General features: G+C 72.0%; 18 protein-coding genes and 2 pseudogenes. 10 read left to right on the forward strand and 10 right to left on the reverse strand.

All coding sequences use genetic code 11. The annotated features are described in order from the left end of the window. Positions 1-135: 135 nt before the first annotated feature. From ACFY5B_RS28025 to ACFY5B_RS28040, 4 genes and pseudogenes are all read right to left on the reverse strand, one after another. Positions 136-572: pseudogene (locus tag ACFY5B_RS28025) on the reverse strand (substrate-binding domain-containing protein); the annotation flags it as partial. A gap of 292 nt (positions 573-864) precedes the next feature. Next, positions 865-1227 (reverse strand): RICIN domain-containing protein, encoded by a 363-nt coding sequence (locus tag ACFY5B_RS28030; protein ID WP_389974186.1) that lies wholly within the window; start codon positions 1225-1227, stop codon positions 865-867. A gap of 50 nt (positions 1228-1277) precedes the next feature. Further along, complete coding sequence (locus tag ACFY5B_RS28035; protein ID WP_389974697.1) at positions 1278-1850, reverse strand: glycoside hydrolase N-terminal domain-containing protein; 573 nt, start codon at positions 1848-1850, stop codon at positions 1278-1280. Further along, positions 1847-2542 carry an ANTAR domain-containing protein gene (locus ACFY5B_RS28040; protein ID WP_389974189.1) on the reverse strand — a complete coding sequence of 232 codons (696 nt, stop codon included), beginning with the start codon at positions 2540-2542 and terminating at the stop codon, positions 1847-1849. Before ACFY5B_RS28040 ends, ACFY5B_RS28035 begins: the two co-directional genes overlap by 4 nt. A 243-nt stretch (positions 2543-2785) precedes the next feature. Between ACFY5B_RS28040 and ACFY5B_RS28045 the strand changes: the two genes are divergently transcribed. The 5 genes from ACFY5B_RS28045 (at position 2786) to ACFY5B_RS28065 (ending at position 11778) form a co-directional block, all read left to right on the forward strand. After that, a complete protein-coding gene (locus tag ACFY5B_RS28045; protein ID WP_389974192.1) occupies positions 2786-3631 on the forward strand; it encodes an endonuclease/exonuclease/phosphatase family protein in 846 nt (281 codons plus the stop codon). Between the two features lie 213 nt (positions 3632-3844). After that, complete coding sequence (locus tag ACFY5B_RS28050) at positions 3845-5566, forward strand: SpoIIE family protein phosphatase (protein WP_389974195.1); 1722 nt, start codon at positions 3845-3847, stop codon at positions 5564-5566. 334 nt (positions 5567-5900) lie between these two features. After that, entirely contained in the window at positions 5901-6893 is a 993-nt protein-coding gene (locus ACFY5B_RS28055) for a hypothetical protein (protein WP_389974198.1), read from the forward strand. Positions 6894-6979: 86 nt separating this feature from the next. Next, positions 6980-8836 carry an HSP90 family protein gene (locus ACFY5B_RS28060; RefSeq protein WP_389974201.1) on the forward strand — a complete coding sequence of 619 codons (1857 nt, stop codon included), beginning with the start codon at positions 6980-6982 and terminating at the stop codon, positions 8834-8836. 2 nt (positions 8837-8838) lie between these two features. Next, the gene (locus ACFY5B_RS28065) at positions 8839-11778 is read left to right on the forward strand and encodes a hypothetical protein (RefSeq protein ID WP_389974204.1); all 2940 of its coding nucleotides are present in this window, start codon (positions 8839-8841) and stop codon (positions 11776-11778) included. A 56-nt stretch (positions 11779-11834) separates the two neighbouring features. Here ACFY5B_RS28065 and ACFY5B_RS28070 read toward each other — a convergent pair whose 3' ends face one another. Then, positions 11835-12311: an SRPBCC family protein gene (locus ACFY5B_RS28070; protein WP_389974207.1), complete on the reverse strand. Its 477-nt coding sequence runs from the start codon at positions 12309-12311 to the stop codon at positions 11835-11837. 182 nt (positions 12312-12493) lie between these two features. On the opposite strand from ACFY5B_RS28070, the gene ACFY5B_RS28075 reads away from it, so the two are divergent. From ACFY5B_RS28075 to ACFY5B_RS28090, 4 genes are all read left to right on the forward strand, one after another. Beyond that, positions 12494-13024 (forward strand): GNAT family N-acetyltransferase, encoded by a 531-nt coding sequence (locus ACFY5B_RS28075; protein WP_389974210.1) that lies wholly within the window; start codon positions 12494-12496, stop codon positions 13022-13024. A gap of 58 nt (positions 13025-13082) precedes the next feature. Beyond that, entirely contained in the window at positions 13083-13553 is a 471-nt protein-coding gene (locus ACFY5B_RS28080; protein WP_389974213.1) for a hypothetical protein, read from the forward strand. Between the two features lies 1 nt (position 13554). Next, the gene (locus ACFY5B_RS28085; RefSeq protein ID WP_389974215.1) at positions 13555-14100 is read left to right on the forward strand and encodes an AAA family ATPase; all 546 of its coding nucleotides are present in this window, start codon (positions 13555-13557) and stop codon (positions 14098-14100) included. Positions 14101-14246: 146 nt separating this feature from the next. Continuing rightward, positions 14247-15428: a Rieske 2Fe-2S domain-containing protein gene (locus tag ACFY5B_RS28090; protein WP_389974218.1), complete on the forward strand. Its 1182-nt coding sequence runs from the start codon at positions 14247-14249 to the stop codon at positions 15426-15428. Between the two features lie 89 nt (positions 15429-15517). On the opposite strand, the gene ACFY5B_RS28095 is transcribed toward ACFY5B_RS28090, so the two are convergent. The 3 genes and pseudogenes from ACFY5B_RS28095 to proP all read right to left on the reverse strand — a co-directional run bounded on the left by ACFY5B_RS28095 (position 15518) and on the right by proP (position 17529). Continuing rightward, positions 15518-15826: a hypothetical protein gene (locus ACFY5B_RS28095; protein ID WP_389974221.1), complete on the reverse strand. Its 309-nt coding sequence runs from the start codon at positions 15824-15826 to the stop codon at positions 15518-15520. After that, positions 15826-15918, reverse strand: a pseudogene (locus tag ACFY5B_RS28100) (SRPBCC family protein); the annotation flags it as partial. The gene ACFY5B_RS28095 and the pseudogene ACFY5B_RS28100, both read right to left, overlap by 1 nt. Positions 15919-16032: 114 nt before the next feature. Then, complete coding sequence (proP, locus tag ACFY5B_RS28105; RefSeq protein WP_389974224.1) at positions 16033-17529, reverse strand: glycine betaine/L-proline transporter ProP; 1497 nt, start codon at positions 17527-17529, stop codon at positions 16033-16035. A gap of 231 nt (positions 17530-17760) precedes the next feature. Here proP and ACFY5B_RS28110 point away from each other — a divergent pair, with 231 nt between their 5' ends. Continuing rightward, positions 17761-19275 (forward strand): MFS transporter, encoded by a 1515-nt coding sequence (locus ACFY5B_RS28110; protein WP_389974227.1) that lies wholly within the window; start codon positions 17761-17763, stop codon positions 19273-19275. A gap of 87 nt (positions 19276-19362) precedes the next feature. On the opposite strand, the gene ACFY5B_RS28115 is transcribed toward ACFY5B_RS28110, so the two are convergent. Together ACFY5B_RS28115 and ACFY5B_RS28120 are read right to left on the reverse strand one after the other, a co-directional pair. Further along, positions 19363-21024: an amidohydrolase gene (locus ACFY5B_RS28115; RefSeq protein ID WP_389974230.1), complete on the reverse strand. Its 1662-nt coding sequence runs from the start codon at positions 21022-21024 to the stop codon at positions 19363-19365. 21 nt (positions 21025-21045) lie between these two features. Continuing rightward, positions 21046-22542, reverse strand: coding sequence for an APC family permease (locus ACFY5B_RS28120; protein WP_389974233.1), 1497 nt, complete (start codon positions 22540-22542; stop codon positions 21046-21048). Positions 22543-22749 lie beyond the last annotated feature (207 nt).

Below are 22749 nucleotides of genomic sequence, written 5' to 3' on the forward strand. Positions count from 1 at the left end.
TGTGGGGGCGGGTGGGGCGCGTGGCCCCCTGCGGCGGGAAGGGTGAGGCGGTCATCGGTGTCGGCGGCGACGGCCGCCCGGTTCACTCCTGGACCTTGCCGCCCGTGATCCGGGAGATGGTCAGGGCGACCAGGACTCGATCGCGGCCTTGAGGTAATACAGGAGGCGTTTTGGCGTAGAGGTCGGCCGGCTGGGAGACGGTCGCGTCGATCTTGCCCGCGGCGATGGACTTGAGCTCCTCGGACATGCCGTCGTTGGAGACCACGAAGACGTGCTTCTTGTTCTTCGGGTCGACCAGCAGACCGCGCTGCTTGAGTACCTGGAGCGTGCCGGACAGGGGGCGAAGCTGGACTGCATGTAGACGCCCTTGATGTCCGGGTGGGCGGTCAGGTCGGTCTGGAGCTGGTGGTCTTCAGGTCCAGGTCCAGGTCCTTGGCGAACTGGGGGGTGTACTTGATGTACGAGTTCCAGAAGTCGGTGTCGGAGCGGGGGTAGTCGACACCCACGAGCGGCTTGTCGCGCGACGACGCGGCGGTGGTGGAGCCGCCGCCGCAGGCGCTGAGCAGCGCCATGGCGGAGACGACGGAGACGGTTGAGCACAGAACGAACGGTTCCGAGTCTCATCGTTGGATTCCTCGCGCTGGTCCCGTAGCGGGAGTTGTCACGCCGACACGACAGCTGTGCGTCGCTCGTGAAGAGATGGGATGTTTATAGATGGTTTTCACTCGGGCCGTCTAGAGGCTTGATTAAAGTGGCAGATAAGGCGCGTTAAGCGGTCTGGGGTTGGGCTGCTGCGCAGCACGAGGGGAAGATCCATCCCATCAATATGAGATGGATGCGTGACACCCGTCACAGCCCTACGAGCTACCACTCCTGGTTCCAGCCGCTGCCGGCGGGCCACTGGATGACTTTCGCGCGGTTGTCCGTGGAATTGCCCTGCACGTCCGCGGACAGCCCGTTCTCTCCAGATCGAATGTTGATGTTGGCGTCGGTGGTGATGTCGTCGGCCCAGCAACCGCTCCAGGTGCCGCTCCAGATCCCGGTCAGGCGTGGTGGCAGGACGCCGCTGGAGCTGACGAACAGGTAGCGCCCGGAGTCGTGCATGCGCTCCAGCAGGACGCGGTCGATCGTGGAGGAGTTGCTCTTCTGTCGCGCGATCAGGGCACTGGTGGACAGCTGCCGGTCGGCGGTGGAGACGCTCAGGTCGAGGCTGGAACGGTCGTACATCGCCTGGTGCTTCGGGGCGATGCGGCCCAGCAGGGTGGCGTGGTCGGGGGTCAGCGCCGCGGGCGCGGTCTGCAGAGGCTTGGTGTGTTGACGCTTATCGTGGTGTCGACGGTGCGGCCGGTGGCCGGCAGCACCTCGTGGACGATGACCTGATCGGCGCGGGAGACGAAGACGTGCCGCTTCGAGGTGCCGTGACTGTCGGTCCAGGTGTGGGTGACCTCGCCGGTGCGGAAGTCGGTGATCCGGCCGAAGCCGTTGACCGTGGTCATGCCCGGGGTGGACGGCCGCAGTTCGTAACCGGGGTGGCAGGTCTGCGTCCAGCGCAGGTTCCACCCGTGGGCGAAGGCCGAGGTGGCACCGGAGTAGTCACCTGCCGGGGCCTTGTCACGGGCGGACTCGAGGTGGCCCGCAATCAAGGGCGGCATGACGTCCCGGCTGCCGTTGGGCAGAACGAACCGGTGGTGGTTGAAGATCATCTTCTCGAGCGTCGGTACTCCGTAGCAGACGGCGCCGTACTCGCCGTTGCCGCGCAGTAAACCGTCGGTCCAGGTCGAGGAGGTGGCGTCGTATGACCTGGCCTCGCTGCATGGGGTGTTTGATCGCGTTGCGCTCGGGGCCCTCAGGGCTGGTTGCCGGAGCGCTTGTCCCGGACTCGCTGGGCGACGTCGCGCAGCTTGACGTTGTGGTGCTGGGAGATGTTGCGCAGCACGCTGAAGGCGTCCTCGTCGCTCATCCCGTGGCGCTCCATGAGGATGCCCATGGCCTCGCCGATGGCGTGCCGGGTCTCCAGGGCGTGCTCGAGCTGGTCGATGGTGCGGGCGTCCGCGAGGGCGACGGCGGCGTGCGAGGCGAGCAGCCAGCCCGCGGTCGCGATGTCCTCGGTGAAGGCGCCCGGGCGGCGGGCGTACAGGTTGAGGGCGCCGAAGTCCTCCTCGTGGGTGTAGAGCAGGACCCCGGTCATGCTGCCGATGCCCAGCTCGCGCGCGGCCTCGGCGTACCGGGGCCAGTCCGGCTGGGGCCGGGTCATGTCCACGACCCGGAACACGCGCTCGTCCTCCGCGCGGCGGGCGAGGTCGAAGCACGGCCCCTCGCCCAGCTCACCCTGCAGACGGTCGGACTCCTGGACCATGTCGCCGCACGAGGACAGCGTGACGGCACGGCCCTTGCGCACCGCGAGGATCCCCGCCGCGTCACAGCCGTCCACCAGCCTCACGGCCGATGCCGCGATCTCGTCCAGCGTCTGCTGCACGGAGTCCTGTTTCAGCAGGGTCCGCGCGAGCACGGCCATTTCCTCGGCGAACTTCTGCCACTCCATGTCGCACCGCCCGCATCGATCACCAGTCCGGCCACCCTACGCACAGCCTTGCCCCTCACCGTCGAAGGCGCCAGGACCACCGAGCGTGGCGCGAGCCGCCGCGCCTTTCGGTCCCGTGGACCGAGCGATGGTGAGCAGGGGCCGCGGGACGAGATCACGCAACACCTGGGTTGCCGACGATCCCGTCCCATAACCTCGTGCTTGGAGGCGTCAGAGGCCGGACATCTCCACCATGAGGAGGCGATGGTGCTCGACAGGCGTAGGGGCCCGCGGTTGCTCGCGGGCGTCATGCTGGCGATCTGCGTGGTGCTCGTCGGACCCAGTGCACCCGACGGCGCCCTCCTCGCCGGGGCCCAGCCCGCCGTAGCCGCCAGGGACGTCGTTCCGAACCGGGTCATGACGTGGAACATCTGCAACCCCTGCGAGGCGAGCGACGTCGACAAGGCCGCGGAGATCGCCGCCTACGCGCCCCAGGTCATCGGCCTGCAGGAAGCATGCGTGCGTGACGTCGAGTGGATCCGGGAGTACCTGGAGAACCTGCACGGGCTGGCCTACCACGTCGAGTACGGATCGGTGCTGCGCAAGTGGGGCCGCTGCGGGGGGACACCGTGGAGCCCGGGGGCCTTCGGCCAGGCGATCCTGTCGGCCGCGCCGATGACGGACCCGGTCACCGTGGAGTATCCCGACGGCGGCTCCGAGGACCGCGGGTACATGGCCGTCACCACCACCGTCGACGGCCGGTCCGTCCGGGTCTTCAACACCCATCTCGCCCAGCGGCGTCAGGAGGCGGTCCGGGCGGAGCAGGCCCGCGTGCTCGCAGCGGAGGTCGCCCGGCACGACCGCGCGATCCTCCTCGGCGACTTCAACGCCGTGCCGGAGGCCCCCGAGCTGTCCGGTATCTGGGCGCTGGCCACGGATGCCGATCCGCAGTGCCGTCCGGCGCCCACCGGCAGCTGCCGGACGACGACCGACTGGCAGAGCAAGTTCGACTACGTGTTCCTGCGAGGCATCGTCCCGCTCAGGCACCGCGTGCATCCGACCTCGTACTCGGACCACGACCTGCTGCACGCCGACCTCGACCTGAGCTGAGGACGTTCAGCGGCCGGCCACGCCCTGCCCGGCCCGCCCTCGACCGGACGGTTCGCTCTCCCGGGACCGCAGATCAAAGGCCCGCACGACGTTCCAGAAGCAGCGACGTCGCACCGTCACGTGGAATCTTCCCTCGTATGGGCATACGGGGAAAGCAAGCAAGCAGGGGACGTCGGCGACCGGGACGCCGGCCCGATCAGCAGGGAGGCCGCGATGACGGGGCCGGAGTACACGGAGACCGTTCACGGGCCGTCCGTGCCGACAGCGTCCGTCGCGCCGACCGCATCCCTGGAAGCCATCGGCGCCGGTGCCTACATCGTGGACGAGCAGGGCTGCATCCTCGCCGTGAACGCCCACGCCGAGCGCCTGCTGGGCCGGCCCGCCGCCGACCTGATCGGACATGACGCGCACGACCTGCTGCACCGCGGCCCGCAGGGGCAGCCCCTGCCGAGAACCCAGTGCGCCATGCGGCAGGCCTTCCACGCCGGGCGCACCGCTCAGGCCGACGAGGACTACTTCGCGCGCGCCGACGGCACCGTGCTGCGCATCTCCTGGCTGATCACGCCGTACGACCTCGATGGCCGGCACGACGGCACGCTCGTCGTCTTCCACGCCCCCGGCCACGCGGAGGCCGCCGAGCCGGAGCCGGAGCCGGAGCCGGCGGCGGGGCCGCTGCCGGAGCTGGCACGACTCGCCCTGCTGGCCGAGACCACCACACAGCTGACCTCCACGCTCGACGTGGACGAGGCGTTGCGGCGGCTGGTGACCCTGGTCCTGCCCCGCCTCGCGGACTGGGCGGTCGTCGACCTGATCACGGAGCGCGACGAGGTGTGGCGCACCGTCGTGGTCCACGCCGACGGCGAGACGCTCACGCACCACGAGGACCTGCAGGGACCGATGCCGCCGATCCCCCAGGAATCCCCGATGCCCCTGTCCAGGGCTTTGCGTGGGGTCGCCTCCAACCTGGCCGGCCCGCAGACCTATCAGGGGGCACCGGACTCCGGCATCGCGGTCGAGCAGCGCCGCCTGTTCGACGTCACCGGGATGCGCTCCGCGGCGATCGCGCCCATCCGCAGCACCCGCGCCGTCCTCGGAGCGCTGACCCTGGGCCGCGACGAGAAATCGGCGGCCTTCACGCCCGTGGACCTCCCCCTGATCGAGGACATCGCGCGCCGGGCCGGCCTCGCCCTGGACAACGCCCGCCTCTACCAGCGCCAGCGCAAGGTCGCCGAGACCATGCAGAACCATCTGCTGCCGCAGATGCCGGGCGTCTCCGGCCTGCAGATGACCGTCCGCTATCTCCCCGCCCCCGATGCCTCCCAGGTCGGCGGCGACTGGTACGACGCCTTCTCCCTGTCCGACGCGTCCACCGCGCTGGCCATCGGAGACGTCGTCGGCCACGACCTGGAGGCGGCGGCCGGCATGGCGCAGGTCCGCAACATGCTCCGTGCCTACGCCTGGTCCCAGCACGAGCCTCCCAGCAGGATCGTCGAACGGCTCGACGAGGCGATCCAGCACATCACCGACGTCACCATGGCCACGACGATCTTCGCCCGGATCGAACCGGCCGACGACGGATGGCAGCTGTCCTGGACCAACGCCGGCCACCCTCCGCCGCTGCTGATCAGCCGGGACGGCCTGGCCCGCTACCTCACCGACGGCCACGGCATCCTGCTGGGCACCCAGACCGGCACCCGCCGCCCGGACGCCACCGCGCAGCTCCCGCCCGGTTCCACGCTGGTGCTGTACACGGACGGACTCGTCGAAGCGCCCCGCCGCACCCTCGACGAGGGACTGGACCGGTTGCGCCAGCACGCCGCCGCCCTGGCCCACCGGCCCCTCGCCTCGTTCACCGACCTGCTCCTGCGCCGTGTCCGCCCCGCAGGCAACGACGACGACGTCGCCGTCCTGGTCCTGCGCGTCCCCGACAGCTGACCTGAGGGGCGAGGGCAGGACTCCGGCCGCCGCAGCCCCAGCCCTGGCCCTCCAGGAACGCTCCGCCAGGAAGTCGGGGAACGTCATCGGTGCAGCGAACACCGCGGCCGATCGGCGCCACCGCGCCCGAGGCCCGCAGCGAACACCGCGGCCGATCGGCGCCACCGCGCCCGAGACCGGAGGACGCACGCAACTACGGTCGGCTGACCGGGCGGAGGACCGGGCGCGGTGCCTGCCCCCTCGTGAAGTGCCGGTGAAAACCCGGTGGAGGAGATGTCGGTGGGTGCGCCTATGCTGCACCGGAAGATCACGCGGTACCAGGGGAGGGCGCGGCATGTTCGGCAAGCTGTTCGGCAGGGGTGCGGAGAGACCGGCGGCCGATCCGCACGTCCTGCCCGCCCCGCGCAGGCAGAAGAACGGGGTGTACACGCTGCGCGCGCTCGGGGACGCGCGGGTGCTCGCCCTCGTGGAAGCGGCCGACGCCGCTGACTGGGCGGCGGTCAAGGCGGCCCTCGCCCCCTTCGACCTCGGCCGCGAGCAGGCCGTCCTGGGGCAACTGACCGATGTGGACGGTCTGGAGGAATGGATCGTCCGGGCCGCCGAGGAAGACAAGGACGACAAGGAACTCCGGGCGACCGCCCTGCTGATCTCGGGTGCGCGCCATGTCTCCTGGGGCTGGGAGGCGCGTACGTCCGCCCGTGCCGTGGACGTCAGCCGCGAGCAGTGGCAGGTCTTCCACCAGCGGCTGCGCATCGCCGAGGAGCACCTGCTCGAGGCCGCCGAGCTGCGGCCCGACTGGGTCACGCCGTGGCGCCATCTGCTCACCTCGGGACGCGGCATGTCCGTCGACGACAGTGTCCAGGAGGCCCGGCTCGCAGCCGGTCTGCGGCGTGATCCGCTGAACCTGGACCTCCACCTGGAGTGGGTGTCGCACCTCCAGCCCCGCTGGGGCGGAGAGCCGGGCCAGGCCCTCGAGTTCGCCCGGAAGGCCTTCGCCGGCGCGCCCGACGGGCACCGGCTCGGCTGTGCCGTCGCCATGGCACACATCGAGGACTGGGTGGAGTCCGACAACCGCGACTGCCTGCAGCACCCGCGGATCCGGACCGAGTTGAGGGAAGCGGCGGAGCGCAGCATCCTGCACCACGCGTACGAGCGCCGCCTGGGCTGGCAGGGCGACTACAACATCTTCGCCATGGCCCTCTCGCTGGCGGGCAGCAGCACCGCCTCCAATGTCTTCCGCGAGCTGGAAGGCGTGTTCACCGAGTGGCCGTGGACCTTCATGGCGGACCCGCAGAAGGTGTACGCGCGCTTCCGCAAGGCCTTCTGAGCCGCCGGCCGCCCCGCCCCGGCCGTCCCCGGCCGGTCCCGCGGACCATCGCCCACCCCGCCGTTCCCTTCACCCCGGACTGCCCCATGCCCCTGCGTCACCATGCCACCGACCACGCCGCCACCGACCGCACCTTCCAGGTCGACCTGCGCGGCCTGGTGGACCTCCTCTCCCACCACCTCTACTCCAGCCCCCGCGTCTACCTGCGTGAACTGATGCAGAACGCGGTGGACGCACTGACCGCCCGGCACGCCCTCGAACCGGCAGCTCCCGCCGGCGCCTTCGGCGTACGCCTGCACGCCGACGGCTCGGTGGTACGCGTCGAGGACGACGGCGTCGGTCTCACCGAGGCCGATGTGCACGGCTTCCTCGCCACCATCGGCCGCAGCAGCAAGCGCGCCGACCGCATCGCCGAGCAACGGGGCGACTTCATCGGTCAGTTCGGCATCGGCCTGCTCTCCTGCTTCCTGGTCGCGGACGAGATCCACGTCCTGAGCCGCTCCGCCCGTATCCCCGACGCACCCGCCGTGGAGTGGCGTGGACGCGGCGACGGCAGCTACACCGTCCGCACCCTGCCCGCGTCCGCCCGCCCCCGTCCCGGCACCACCGTCACCCTGACGCCGCGCGCCGACGCGGGGGAGTGGACCCGGCCGGCACAAGTGCACGCGCTGGCCCGCCACTTCGGCTCCCTGCTGCGCCACCCGGTCACCTTCGACGACGGCACAGGCGGCTCGGAGCGCTCCGGCACCTCCGTCAATCCCGAGCCCGCCCCCTGGGCGCGCACCTACCCCACACCGGGATCACGTTCCCGGGCCCTGGCCGCGTACGGCGAGGAGGTCTTCGGCTTCAAGCCGCTGGACACCATCGAGCTGGACCTGCCGGCCGTAGGCCTGAAGGGCATCGCCTGCATCCTGCCCGAGACGGTGCCGGCCGGGCGCCGCCACGGCCACCGCGTGCACGTCAAGGGCATGCTGCTGTCCGAGCAGGCCGAGGAGATCCTGCCCGACTGGGCGTTCTTCGTCCGCTGTGTCGTCGACGCCGAGAGCCTGCGCCCGACGGCGTCCCGCGAGTCCCTCTACGAGGACGCCACCCTCGCCGCCGTCCGCGACGCCCTCGCCGAGCGGCTGCGCGACTGGATCGCCCGGACCGCCGCCGGCGACCCGGACCTGCTCGGCCGCTTCCTCCAGGCCCACCACCTGGCCGTGAAGTCCCTCGCCGTGCACGACGACGAGATCCTGCGGATGCTGCTGCCCTGGCTGCCGTTCGAGACCACCGACGGGCACTGCACCCTCGACGAGTTCTCCCGCACCCACCGCACCGTGCTGGTGACGTCGAGCGTGGAGGAGTTCCGCCAGGTCGCCGCGATCGCCTCGGCCGCCGGGCTCGGCGTGGTCAACGGCGGCTACACCTATGACCGTGAACTGGTCCACCGGCTGCCCGAGATCAGGCCCGAAGCCAGTGTCGCCGACCTCGACCCGGCGACCCTCACCGCCCACCTCGACCCCGTGGACCGGGAGACGGAGCTCGCCGCCGCGGCCTATCTCGCGCAGGCCCGCGACGCCCTGTCCGTCTTCGACTGCGACGTCGCCCTGCGCACCTTCCAGCCCGTCTCCGCGCCGGCCCTCCTCATCGACAGCCGTGAGGCCCGGCACGAACGCACCCGCTCCCAGCTCGCCCGTGAGCAGGAGGGCGGCCTGTGGGGCGACATCCTGGGCGCCCTGCGCCACGAGGCACCGCGCGCGCAGCTGATCCTCAACCAGCTCAACCCGCTGGTCCGCACCGCCGTCGCCATCGACGAGCCCGAGCTGGCCCGCACGAGCGCCGAAGCCCTGTACGGGCAGGCCGCGATGCTGTCCCGGCGCCCGCTCCGGCCCGCCGAATCGAGCCTCATCAACCGCTCCTTCCTCGACCTGCTCGCCCACGCCCTCCGCAAGGACAGCTGACGATGCCCACCGCACCCCACCCCCAGAACACCGACGAGCTGTACCAGGCGCTCCAGGAGAACCAACGGCGCCCCTACGGCCGCACCCGCACCGTCACCGCCGAGGAACTCGTCGACGCCGCGGAGCAGTTCGCGGAGCCCCTGCCGCTCTTCCGCACCCTCCTCGAACTCCAGGAGGCGTACACCTACGGCTCCGAACCCCGGAAGTCGCCCGTCGTCTTCGCGCGTCTGCTCACCCTCTTCGACGAGCAGCCCGACGTTTTCGACGAGCCCCTGCGCCACCTGTTGTTCTGGCGGTTCAAGTGGGTGTCCAACGCCCTGCGCGCCCTGCCCGAGATACCGCTGAGCAGCCTGCGCCAGTGGCTGACGGAGATGCGCGACCGCTATGAGAAGGCCGGCCTCGGCCTCCAGCCCTATTACGGGGAGGCGTACCAGCTCGCCGCACACGTCGGTGAGGACACCACCCTCGCCTACGAGCTGTGGGCCGCCCGCGCACGCACCCGGCTCAGCGACTGCGAGGCATGCGAGATCTGCCGGCGCGCCCGCCACCACCTCACCGAGGGCGACGACGAGGGGGCACTGCGCGCCTGGGAGCCCGTCCTGGCCGGCAAGGAGTCGTGCCAGGAGGAGCCCGCCCGCTCCCTGTCGTACGCGCTGCTGCCCCTGCTGCGCACCGGCCGCGCCGACCGGGCCCGCGAACTGCACCTCGCCGGTTACCGCGGCTGCCGCCGCACCCCCTCGATGTCCGGGGAGGTCGGCCGGCACCTGGAGTTCTGCGCGCTGACCGGCAACGAGGCCCGCGGCCTGGAGCTGCTCGCCGAGAACCGGAACCTGTTCGACGAGGTCGACTCGCCCCTCGACCAACTCGACTTCCTCACCGGCGTGGAGGTCCTCCTCCAGCGCGTCGAGCTCCTCGGCCATGGCGAGCTGCCCGCCGCCGGATACGCGGGCCGCGCCTGGACCGCCGCCGGCCTGCGCGCCGAGGTGCGAGGCCGCGCCGACGACCTCGCCGCCCGTTTCGACGCCCGCAACGGAACCTCCGCCCACACCGACCGCCGCAGGGAGCGCCTGGAGCGCGCCCCGCTCCTGGACACCCTGGAGCTGACCCTGCGCACCCGCAGCCTCGACGACGTGACCCCGGCCGCCCCCGCTGCCCGGCCGGCCGTCGGCACGGCGCCCGCCGTCCCCGAGTCGCTCACCGAACTCATCCTGCGCGCACGGGCGTTGGACGAGCAGGGCCACCCGGACGCGCGGGCCTGCTGGGCGCGGCTGCGCACCCTCGTCACCGCCCGCGACTACACCCACCCCGACGACCCGGCCGTGGGACCGGTCGCCCGGCTGCGCGCGGACCTGCTGGCCGAAGAGGCGAACCGGGCGCACGAGAAGGACCGGTTCACCGACGCCGCCGCCCTCAACGACGAGGCCGCGGGCCTGTACGACGACGCCGGCGCGCCGGGCGACGCCGCGCTCGCCCGGGCCGGCGTCCTGCTCGCGAACGCCGAGATCCTCGCGGAGGGCGCAGGCGGACCCGAGGCGAAGGCCACCGCCCTCACCGACGCCCACGCGTCCATGGTCCGCACGCACGAGGAGACGCCCGGCCTCACCCCGCACCAGGAGGCACGCCTGCTGCGGCTGCGGGCGACCGCGCTCGCCCTGCGTCTGCAGACGACCCGGAGCGAGGAGCACATCGCGCCGGTCTTCGCCGAGGCGGAACTGCTCCGCGCGTTCGCCGCCCGGCACGACATCGCAGGGCAGGTGTCCGGCGCGCACATGCTGCGGGCCACCACGTACGCCATCTCCGGCGACCTGCCCGCCGCGGTCACCGAGGCCGATGCTCTCCTGGACCGGCTGAAAGCGCACGGTCCCGCCTGGCACCTGCCCCGCACGCTCGGACTGCGCGGCCGGATCCGGCTCGTCCTGCAGGACCCCCAGGCCGCGTACAACGATCTGGCCGAGGGCCTGCGCCTGGCCGCCGACTGGCCGGCCGACGCGGTCGGCGCCACCCGCCTGCACGCCGACCTGGCCGAGGCCTGCATGCACCTGGGCCGGCCCGAGGAGGCGCTGCGGCACCTGACGCGTGCGGCGGAGCTGGACCTGCGACACGGCAATCGGACCGACGCGTACTGCACCTACAGCAACGCCGCCCAGCTCAGCCTCGACCTGGGACGCGTCGAGGACTGCATCGCGCTGCTCGACTCCCTGCTGGCCGAACCGGACGTGGCCGCCGGAGAGCTGGACGACCGGCTCGTGGCCCAGCTGCGTCTGACCCGCGCCCGCGCGCTGCACACGGGGGAGGACCTCAAGGCCGCCACGGCCGAGTTCGTCGCACTCGCGGCCGAGTCGGCCGGCTGGGACGACGACCCGGGCAGCCACGCCATGATCGCCGCGGAGACGGCCGTACTCCTCGCCGAGTCCGGTGAGTTCGGCCGGGCCCGGGAGGCCGCCGACCAGGCGCTCGCCGCGCACGCCGAGGACCCGCGCTACGAGCACCTCAGCAACTCCCTGCGTGAACTCGCCCGTCTGCAGGCGCAGCAGCAGGGCGCGGACGGACTGTCCGACGCCCTCGCCGTCCTCGCCGATGCCGGCCGGGTCGCCGACGAGGCCCGCGCCGCCGGGTACGAGGCCCACGGGCGCTCCCTGGACACGGCCCTGGCCTACGAGCACGGGCGGGTCAACGCCTTCGCCGGCGCGTACGAGGACGCCCTGGCGGCTCTTGACAAGGCACTCGCCCTGCTCGGCGAACCGGGAAGGGACGACGACCGGGCCGGCGAATGGGCCGAGTGCGTGCGCCTCGCGGGTGTCGTGGAGGGCATCTACCTGGAGCGTCCCAGCCCTGCGCTCACCCGGCTGGACGCGGCCGTCGTCCGCCTGACCGCCCTGGGTCACACCGAGGAGACGGAGTCGCTGACCTCACTGGCGGCCCGGCTGCGCGACGAGGAGTGACGGCGACGGGTGCGGGGCGGATCGCTGCCCCGCCCCCCCCGGGCCTTCCGCCGGCCTCAGCCGCTCCGGGTGCGCCGCGGTGCGCCGTCGGCGCTGTCACGATGCTCGCGCACGGCGATCCGGGCCAGTTTCGTCAGCATCATGCCGTTGCGGATCGAGACGAGGTAGTCCACCGGAAGCCCGTGCATCCGGGTACCGGGGCCGCGCAGGGGGTGCCAGTCGAGGACGAAGAGCGTGTTCTCACCCCAGGGAATCAGGTTCATGGCGATGCGGGCCGCGCCGAAGGGGTCCGCCTTCGCTTCCAGTTCCAGACGGCGTCCAGGCTCACAGATGCGCACGACGCAGGTGTCGTCCAGGACCAACGGGCCCACCCCGACCCGGACTTGCAGACGGGCGCCCACCTCGGGCCAGTGCGGGTCGGCGGCCGTGACCTGTTGCGTGCCGGAGACCCACTCCCCGTAGCGGTGGCCGTCGGACAGCAGGTCCCAGACCTCGGACGGCGAGCTCAGGATCAACCGGCGGTTCCGGGCCACACCGACCACGCTCCTCGTCTTGGGGGGAAAACCGGCGCCCGCGCCGACCTGTCCGTCGCGGAACACCTCCTCGCACACTAGGCGGGCCACACGGCTCCGGCACCCGCAGAGCAACGCGCGGTGGCGAATCCCGTGGCGATATTCCCTGGTCGCAGGCCCTGGGCGGCGCTCATACTGACGCGGTGAAGCCAGTGACACTTGAGACCGGACGCCTGGTGCTGAGGGCTTTCGAGCCGGGCGATGTGGCGGCGGTGCACGACGCCTGCCAGGACGAGGACATCCAGTTCTACACGCCGGTGCCGGTGCCCTTCGGACGGCAGGACGCCGAGAAGAGGGTCCACGAGGAGTGGCCCGATGGCTGGGCCGCCGACAAGGACTACGTCCTCGGAGCGTTCCGCAAGGACAGCGGCGCGCTCGTCGGTTCGTACTGCCTGACCAAGGTGAGCGCGGGCGTCTACGAACTCGGCTACTGGGCGGTCAAGGAGCAGCGCGGCCGGGGCTATTCGGTCGAGGCCGCGCGAGCGCTGTGCGACTGGGGGTGGGCCACGCTCGACGTCCACCGCATCGAATGGTGGGCCATGACCGGCAACACCGGATCGCGTGCCGTCGCCGAAAGGCTGGGCTTCACCGTCGAAGGGACGCTGCGCAACCGCGGCATCGCCAACGACGGCAAGCCGCACGACTGGTGGGTCGGCGGACTGGTACGGGCCTGAGGTGGATCGCGTGGAGAGACAGGGCAGACTCGGGCGCGCTGTCAAAGTGGGCCTGCTGATGGCATGCGTTCCGGGCCTCCCGTGGGCCGCTCTCGCCCTGGGGGTGGCCCTGGTGGAGTTCCTCCGGGGAGGGGACACCCGGCTCGCCGCCCGGGACCTGCGCTATGGCGGGCTGCTCACGGGAGGGAGCCTGCTGGCCGGTGTGCTGATGGGCCTGGTCCTCGCCGGCGGGCTGGCCCTCGCGGCTCGTGTCCTCACCCGCAGGTGGGGACTCACCCTCGTGGGAGCACTGCTCGGAGCGCTCGTCTTCCCCGCCGAGTTCCTGGTCGTCGCGATCGGCACGGACGGGGCCGTCGCCCAGCTCGGCACGACCTTCCTCGCCTGGCCGTTCATGACGGCGGTGGCGGCACTGCACAGTACGGACATCGCGGGCCGCACCCGCAAGCGCACCTGGCTGTGGCCACCCGGTCGCAGACCGGCGCCGACGGCCGTCGGCGCACTGCCCGAACGCCTTCACGGTCCCTCGTAGGGTGCCCTCCGTGAGGGTGGGGACCGCAGAGACCCGGCTCATCGTGCTGCGGGGCAACAGCGGGGCGGGGAAGTCGTCCGTCGCGGCCGGGGTGCGCGAGCGGTTCGGCCGGGGGCTGGCGCTGGTGGGGCAGGACAACCTGCGCCGCGTCGTGCTGCGGGAGAGGGACCGGCCCGGCGCGGCGAACATCGGTCTGATCGACCTGACGGCCCGCTACGCCCTCGACGCCGGGTACCACGTCGTGGTCGAGGGGATCCTGTACGCCGACCACTACGGCGAGATGCTCGCCCGGCTGCGCGCCGACCACCGCGGGCCGACCCACGCGTACTACCTGCACGTGCCGTTCGAGCAGACCCTCGTCCGTCACGCCACCAAGCCGATCGCGCACGAGGTCGGCGAGCCGCAGCTGCGCGAGTGGTACCGGGAACTGGATCTGCTGCCCGGCGGCATCGAGACCGTCATCGGTGCCGACAGCACCCTCCCGCAGACCGTGGACCGCATCATGGTCGACACGGGCCTGAGCGGGCTGCCCGAGAGGGACCGCTAGCCCGGCTCACCCGTCCGTACGTGCCGGGCAGGGCGTGCGCGGTGCGGCGCGGTGAGGATGGGGCCGTGCCGGGCGTCCGCACCGGCGGCTCGGTGCTGCCTGAGGGGACGTGCGGTTGTCGCTGCCCGTACGCGCGAGGGAGAGGTATGACCGAGACCGACGAGGCCGGGGCCATCTCTGCCGGGGCCGAGTGGCCGGCGGCGCACCGTGACCCGAGTGCGGGCATGGTCGATCTCCGGCGCGTCGGGGCGAACCCGGACTTCTGGTATCCGGTCGCCCTGTCGAAGAACGTGCGGCGCGAGCGGGCATTCGCGACGACGTTCGCCGGCGAGCGCATCGCGCTCTACCGCGGGCAGAGCGACACCGTGTACGCGCTGGAGGACCGGTGCGCCCACCGGCAGGTGCCGTTGAGCATGGGCGTCGTGGAGGGCGAGACACTCCGCTGCTGCTATCACGCCTGGGCCTATCGCGGCGATGGCCGCATCTCAGGGATCCCGTACCTCTCCAAAGGCGACGGCCGGCCCCCGCGCGGCGTGCGCGGCTACCCCGTGCGTGAGGCCTACGGCCTGGTCTTCGTGTTCCCCGGCGACCCGGACAAGGCCGCCGCCGCTCCGCTGCCCGACCTGCCGGCGTTCGGCTCGCCGCGGTACAGGACGATGACCTACTCCCGGACCGTGCGCTGCCACTACTCCTTCATGCACGAGAACCTCCTCGACATGAACCACCAGTTCCTGCACCGGGGCGTGGTCGGAAGACTCCACCCCGAGTTGCTCGACTCCCGCACCGACGAGCGGTCGGTGGAGGCGAGGTACCTGTTCAGCCACGCCGGGGGCAAGCGGAACCGCGGGGCCAGCCTGCTGGCCGCCGAGGGGATCGGCGGCAACGACTCCCGCGACGTCATGACGATCCGCACCGAGTACCCGTACCAGACCCTCGACCTGGTCCCGGAGAACGCCGAGCGGCCGGCCTTCCGCCTCTGGGTCGCCTACGTGCCCGAGGACGCCGAGCAGCGCCGCTGCCACACCTTCGGACTGCTCATGATCGAGAAGCCGCGGATTCCCGGTGCTCTGCACTTGGCCTGGCCCCTCATCAGGCGGTTCACCGAGCGGGTGTTCGCCGAGGACCGGATGGCCGTCGAGGCGGAGCAGCGGGCCTGGGACGAGCAGGGCGAGGACCGCAATCGCGAGGTGTTCTCCCTGATCCTGGACGTCCGCGAGGTGCTGCGCACCAACGGCGTCCCCATCCGCCCCCGGACTGCCGCGTGCGGCGCCGCCTCGGTGTGCACCGGGCAGGACCGCGGTCCGGCGGCGGTGCCGGACACTCCCTAGCGCTGCGGACGCGGACCTGCCGGTTCAGGCGAAGAACTCCCGCAGCAGCCGCTTGAGTTCTGCGGGTCGCAGGGTGGGCGGTCGGTCCCTCAAGGGCGGGGGTCGGTGCGGTGCCAGCGCGGGCGGGTGTCCGGGCCGCGCCGTCCCGCAACCGACGCGCAGCGCGGGCACAGGCGCCGCACCCGGTCCGCGGCGCCACCGGACTCCGGGAAGGTGTCCTGCCAGCCCACGTGCGGGAAGCGGGCCAGCCGGGAACGGCTGAGGGACAGGCCGCAGACCGTCTCGTTGCGGCCCGGCTCCCAGGCGTGCACCTCACCGGAGGGCAGCCGGCGCCGCCCTTCCTCCTCGTCGGTCCACTGCCCGGACGCCGCGACCGCGTACCGCCTCACGCGTGCCACGGCGGGTCATCCGGCCGTCCGACGTTCGTGGCCTGGTCGACGACGTGCTCGGGCTGTGCGGACATGGTGCGGGAGCGTTCGTACTCGGTCATCGCCTTACCGGTCTCGCCTCGGGGGTCGTAGCGCGCACCGTGTTCCCGGTTGGCCCGGACCCCAACCGCGAAGGCCCCGCCCGCACGGCCGCGGACGGGGCCTCTTCACATCGGTCAGAACCGGGGCTGGGGGGACTGCGCCTGGACGAGTTCCTCCGCCTCGGCCTCCGTCTCCACGGACGGCGGGGAGCCGGCCAGGGGCTGGTTGGCGGTCTCCCGCATGCACAGCACCGCGATGACGCCGATGAGCGCGGCGCCCATGGCGTAGTACGCCGGCATCAGCGTCGAGTCGAAGGCGCTGATCAGAGCAGTGATCACCAGTGGTGTCGTGCCGCCGAAGATCGAGGTGGCCAGGTTGTAGGCCACCGAGAGCGAGCCGTAGCGCACCTGCGTGGGGAAGATCGCCGGGAGCGCCGCCGACATGGTGCCGAGCATCGCCACCAGCGAGAGCCCCATCAGCAGCAGCCCCAGGGTGATGAGGACGACGCTGCCCTGCCGGATGAGCAGGAACGACGGCAGGGAGAGGAACAGGAACCCGAGCATCCCCGCCATCAGCAGCGGCTTGCGCCCGAAGCGGTCCGAGAGCCGCCCCACCTGGTTGATCACACACATCTGCAGCACCATCACGACGAGCAGGATCAACAGCCCGTGGTTGGTGCCGTAGCCCAGCTCGTCGGACAGGTAGGTCGGCATGTACGACAACAGCATGTAGTCGGTGACGTTGTACGCCGCGACCAGCGCGAGGCACAGCAGCAGCGGCCGCCAGTACCTGGTGAAGATCTTGCCGAGGTCGGCGGCCGCCGAGGTCTCCACGGCGTCGGCCGCCTCGCTCGCCTTGGCCTGGCCTCCTTCCAGCTTCTGGAAGGCGGGCGTCTCGTCCAGCTTGAGCCGCAGGTAGAGACCGATGAGACCGAGCGGGGCCGCCACCAGGAACGGCACGCGCCAGCCCCACGACAGCATCTGGTCGTCGCTGAGGAGCATCTGCAGGACGACGACCAGGCCGGAGGCCCCGACGTAACCGGCGAGCGTGCCGAGCTCCAGGAAGCTGCCGAAGAAGCCGCGCCGCTTGTCGGGTGCGTACTCCGCGATGAACGTCGAGGCGCCCCCGTACTCACCGCCGGTCGAGAAGCCCTGCACCAGCCGGAAGAAGATCAGCAGGGCGGGGGCCCACAGACCGATCGCGGCGTGCGAGGGGACCAGGCCGATCGCGAAGGTCCCCACCGCCATCATGATCATGGTGAGGGAGAGGATGCGCTTGCGGCCGACCTTGTCCCCGAGCGGCCCGAAGACCATGCCGCCGAGCGGACGCACCAGGAACGCCACCGCGAAGGTCGCGAAGGAGCCGAGCAGCTGGGCGGTGTCGTTGGTGGACGGGAAGAAGACCCGCCCGATGGTCGACGCCAGATAGCTGTAGATGCCGAAGTCGTACCACTCCATCGCGTTGCCGAGGGCGGCGGCCTTGGTGGCGCGCTTGACCGCCGCATCGTCGGTCACCGTGATGTCGCTGCGGCGCAGCTTCGGGTTGCGTCGTTTCTCGATCGCCCGGAACAGCACCCGGTGCCGTCTCACCGCCGCGGGATCCACCGACTCGTCGTTGTCGGGCTCCGCCATCACGTGGTTCCTTTCGCCGTTCGCATTCCCGAAGACCACGCCTGCACAGATCTCGCGCGCTCAAACAACCCCCTTCACACGGCGGCCGGTTGATCACGGAACGTGACGCACGGGTGCTCAGGGCGAGAGGCGGGACGCCGCGCCGTCCGAGAGGATCTCCGGGGCGGGTGTGCCCCTGCCCCGGCGGGGGAACTTGAGTCGCCGGGTGCGTTCCTGGTGAGAGGAGCCCAAGTGACGGCGTCGGCGGCGGACGGCCACGACCAGGGTGCGCGGGAGGACGGGTACGAGCCCGACCCGAAGCGGTGGCGGGCCCTGTGGGTCACGCTTGTGGCCGGCTTCATGAGCCTGCTGGACGTGTCGATCGTGGCCGTCGCCCTGCCCACCATCCAGCAGCAGCTGCACGCCTCCGCGGCCGAGGTCCAGTGGGTGGTGTCCGGCTACGCCCTCTCCTTCGGCCTCGCCCTCGTCACCGCGGGCCGCCTCGGCGACGCCCTGGACCGGCGGCGCATCTTCCTCATCGCCCTCAGCGGCTTCGTGCTCTTCAGCGCGGCCTGCGGAGCGGCCCCGAGCATCAACCTGCTGGTGGTGGCCCGGCTCGCCCAGGGCCTGGCCGCCGGTTTCATGGCACCGCAGAACTCCGCGCTCATCCAGCAGATGTTCCGGGGCGGCGAACGGGGCCGCGCCTTCGGCTTCTTCGGTGCCACCGTCGGCATCTCCTCCGCCGTCGGCCCCCTCACCGGCGGCCTGATCCTCGCCCTGGCCGAAGGCGCCCAGGGCTGGCGGTGGATCTTCTACGTCAACGTCCCCATCGGCATCCTCGCGGTCCTCCTCGGCCGCCGCCTGCTGCCCCGCACCCGGCGCTCCGCCCGGGAACACGTCGACCTGCCCGGCGTCGCTCTGCTCGGCCTCGGTGTCCTCGCGCTCATGTACCCACTGGTCCAGGCGGAGACCGGCGGCCTCGCCCGGCTGTGGTGGATGTTCCTCGCCGGTGCCGCGCTCCTCTTCGTCTTCACCCGGTGGCAGCGCCGGCTGCTGGACCGCGGTACCCAGCCGCTGCTCGACCCGCGGCTGTTCACCACCGTGCGCGGCTACGCCGTGGGCGCCGGCGTCGGCACGCTCTACTTCATCGGCTTCGCCGGCGTCTGGCTGGTCTTCGCCCTCTTCTACCAGCACGGCCTGGGCTTCACCCCGCTCGAGTCGGGCCTCGCCGTGACCCCCTTCGCCCTCGGCTCGGCCCTCGCGGCCGGGGTCTCCGGGCGGCTGGTGGACCGGCTCGGCCGGCTGCTCACCGTGGGCGGACTCACGGGCGTGATCCTCGGCCTGGGCGGCACCGCACTGCTGCTGCGCTTCGCGCCCCTCGACATCGCGCCCTGGATCGCAGCCCCGGTCCTGTTCGTCGGTGGCGTGGGCGGCGGGTGCGTGATCTCCCCGAACATCACCATGACGCTGCGGGACGTGCCCGTGCACATGGCCGGAGCGGCGGGCGGCGCCCTGCAGACCGGGCAGCGCCTCGGCGCCGCCGTGGGCACCGCAGCCCTGCCCGGTCTCTACTACATGGTCCTCGGCAGCAGGAGCGACGATTACCGCGGCGCCCTCTTCCTCGCGATGGCCGCCGGGCTCGTCGGCATGGCCGCGTCCCTCGCCCTCGCGGCCTACGACTGGCGGCGCGACCGGCGGACCCCTCAGCCGCACCGCCCGTGCCCGGACGATGTCGCCCACAGTCCCGTGCACGCCCGGCAGACCTGAGCCTCAGGCGCTCACGGGACCTGCGGCTGCGGCTCCTGCCGGGCGGGCGGGTCGTCGTCCAGCTCGCCGCACAGCGCGCCGAGGGCGTCAGGCGCCGGCGTGGACCCGCCTGCCCTCGACGAAGGTCTCCAGGACCCGGGTGGCGGCGATCTCCTCGGGCGGACCCGCGAACGGATCGCGGTCGAGGACCACCAGGTCGGCCGCCTTGCCGACGGTGATGCTGCCGGTGACGTCGTCGAGGTGGTTCACATGGGCGCTCCCCGCGGTGCAGGCGGCGATGGCGGTGCCCAGGTCGAGGCGCTGTTCTGGGAAGAAGGCAGGGGTGCCCCCGGGCGCCTCGGGGGAGACACGGTTGACGGCGACATGGATGGCCTGGATCGGGTCGGGGCTGCTGACGGGCCAGTCGCTGCCGGCGGCGAGGGTCGCACCGGCCCGCAGCAGATCGCCGAAGGGGTACTGCCACGCACCCCGCTCCGCGCCCAGGAAGGGCAGGGTCAGTTCGTCCATCTGCGGCTCGTGGGCGGCCCACAGCATCTGCAGGTTGGCGCTCGCGCCCAGTGCGCGAAATCGCGGCAGGTCGGCGGGGTGGACGACCTGGAGGTGCGCCAGGTGGTGCCGCGTGTCGCGGTTGCCGTTGGCGGCCCGGGCGGCCTCGACGGCGTCGAGCGCCTCGCGCACCGCGCGGTCGCCGAGCGCGTGGAAGTGGACCTGGAAGCCGTACGCGTCCAGTTCCGTTACGTACTTCCGCAGCTCACCCGGCTCGACGAAACTGATCCCGCTGTTGTCCGAGGCGCAACCGCAGCCGGTCAGGTAGGGGGACAGCATGGCGGCGGTGTGGTTCTCGGCGATGCCGTCCTGCATGATCTTCACGGTGCCGGCCCTGAACCGCTCCCGGCCCAACTCCTCCCGGCGGGCGACGAGTTCGCCGATCTGCTCGGCGCCCCGCTCGCGGTCCCACCACAGGGCGCCGACGACCCTCGCGGTGAGCAGCCCCCGGTCCAGGGCCGTCAGGTAGGCCGGGGCCGGGTCCGTCAGGTTGGCGTACGTGCCGACGATGGCGTCCTGCCAGGCCGTGACGCCGTGGGAGTGCAGCACGGCCTGGGCGCGCAGCAGACCGGCGAGCTGCTCCTCCGGCGTGGGGTCCGGCACCAGCCGGCCCACCAGGTGGACGGCGCCCTCCTGGAGCATCCCGGTGGGGTTGCCCTCGGCGTCGCGCTCGATCCGTCCGTCGGCGGGGTCGGGGGTCCGGGCGTCGATGCCGGCGCGCTCCAGGGCCCGGCTGTTGACCCAGGCGCCGTGGTGGTCGCGGTTGGGCAGGAAGACGGGCCGGTCCGGGACGATCGCGTCGAGGGCGGCGGCCGTGGGGGAGCCGCCGGGGAACGCCTCCAGGGACCAGCCGCCCCCCGTGATCCACTCGACGTCAGGGTGCTCCCGCGCGTATGCGGCGATCCTGCGCAGGTACGCCTCCGCGTCGGTGGTGTCGCCGAGATGGCACAGGCCGAGTTCGAGGCCCGCGCCCATCGGATGGACGTGGGCGTCCTGGAAGCCCGGCAGCAGCAGCTTCCCGGCGAGGTCGACGACCTCGGTGCGCGGCCCGATCAGCTCGCGCACCTCGTCGTGGCCGACGGCGACGATCCACCCGCCGCGCACGGCCACCGAGGTGGCACGGCTGCGAGCAGGGTCGACGGTGTGCACGGGTCCGCCGGTGAGGACGAGGTCGGCGGATCCCGGTGCAGGGGGGTGCGACATGAGGGTGAGCTCCATGGAGGGTCAGACCGCCGTGCGGTCCATCGGCAGGGTGAGGGCTTCGGCGTCGGTGCCGCGCCCGGTGGTGAAGTAGGGCGAGCGCCGGACGTACTTGGCGACGGCGGCCATACCGAGGCCGGCGAGCACGATCACGGCGGGCAGCGAGAACATGAACCAGCCGTTGTCCGGGCTCAGTTCGAAGTGGTCGCTCATGGTGAGGTACGAGTACCCGAGGTAGCCGCCCAGGCCCAGCAGCACCAGCCCGGACACGGCGGGCACGCAGACGGCGAGCAGCGCCTCGCGCGCGCCCTCGTGCCGTGCGGAGCGGAAGCGCACGGCGCAGGCGAGCGCGGTGAGGCCGTAGTAGAGGGCCACGATCAGGCCGATCGCGTTGACGGCGGCCAGCAGCATGTCGCTCAGTCTGGGGATCGCGAAGGCGAGCACGGCGATCACGGCGGCGACGGACATCACGAGGGCCGTTCCCGCGGCGGGTGTGCCGTAGCGCGGGTGGACGCGGGTCCACAGCGGACCCATGGTGCGGTCGCGGCCCATGGCGAGCAGGCCGCGCGCGGTGGGGATCAGCGTGGCCTGCACGGAGGCGACGGCGGAGAACATCAGGGCGACCAGGGGCAGGGTGGCCCACGGCTCGGCGGCCAGCTTCTCCCCGAGGTAGGGCAGCGCCTGCGGGCCGTTGCGGACGAGTTCGGCCAGGCTCATCTCCCGCTGGAAGGCGACCGAGGCGAAGAGGAACAGGCCGAGCATCGCGAACAGGGCTATCAGTCCGCCGCGGGCCGAGTCGCCCGGGTTCTTCGTCTCCTCGTTGACGCTGAACGCCGCGTCCCAGCCCCAGAAGAAGAACACCGCCAGCACCATGCCCTGGGCGAAGTGGGTGCCGCTGGAGATCTCGAACGGGTTGAACCAGGACAGGGACACGGCGTGGTCGCCGGTGATCAGGGCCCAGCCGCAGAAGCCGAGCAGCACCGCGTACTCGAACACCAGCAGGGCGAACTGGAACCGGGTCGCGCCCCGGACTCCGGTGACGGCGAGGACGGTGAGGGCGAGCAGGATCACCAGCCCGACCGCCGTGCAGACGCCCGTGGACGTCGGGTCGAGGGCGATGCCGGCCAGGCTGCGCAGCCCCGCCTTGTCGGCGAAGGCCAGCACGACCGAGCCCATGATCGCGCTGGTGTAGGCGCAGAAGATGACCGAGCCGACCAGCGTGACCCAGCCGGTCAGGAAGCCGGGCCAGGGGCCGAGGGATCTGCCGACCCAGGTGTAGCCGTTGCCGCAGTTGGGTTCGGAGCGGTTGAGCCGGGCGTAGGCGAGGGCGATGCCCAGTACCGGCAGGAAGGCCAGCAGCAGGAGCGCGGGGGCCTGCAGGCCCACGACCGTGGCGATCGTGCCCATGCCGATGGCGATGCTGGTGGTGGCCGCGGTGCTGGACGCGGCGATGGCGACGCCGTCGACCACGCCGAGGGAACGGCGCAGCGCGGGGCGGGAGGAGGGCGGTGCGGACGACATGAAGGGCTCCTCGGGGGGACGGGGTGGGAAGAGCCGCGCGGGACTGTGATGGAACAGCCGAGGGCAACATTGGGTCAACCCTGTTGACGTAAGGCGGCGGGGGTCGTTCACTGCGTGTACGCGAGGAACCGCCGGCGAGCACGAAGCGGTCGGTGTGCGAGGCCGTCGGCGAGCGAAGCCGCCGGTGTGCGAGACCGACGCTGTGCG

Origin of the sequence: Streptomyces sp. NPDC013187 (assembly GCF_042899705.1) — a bacterium.
GTDB lineage: Bacteria > Actinomycetota > Actinomycetes > Streptomycetales > Streptomycetaceae > Streptomyces > Streptomyces hawaiiensis_A.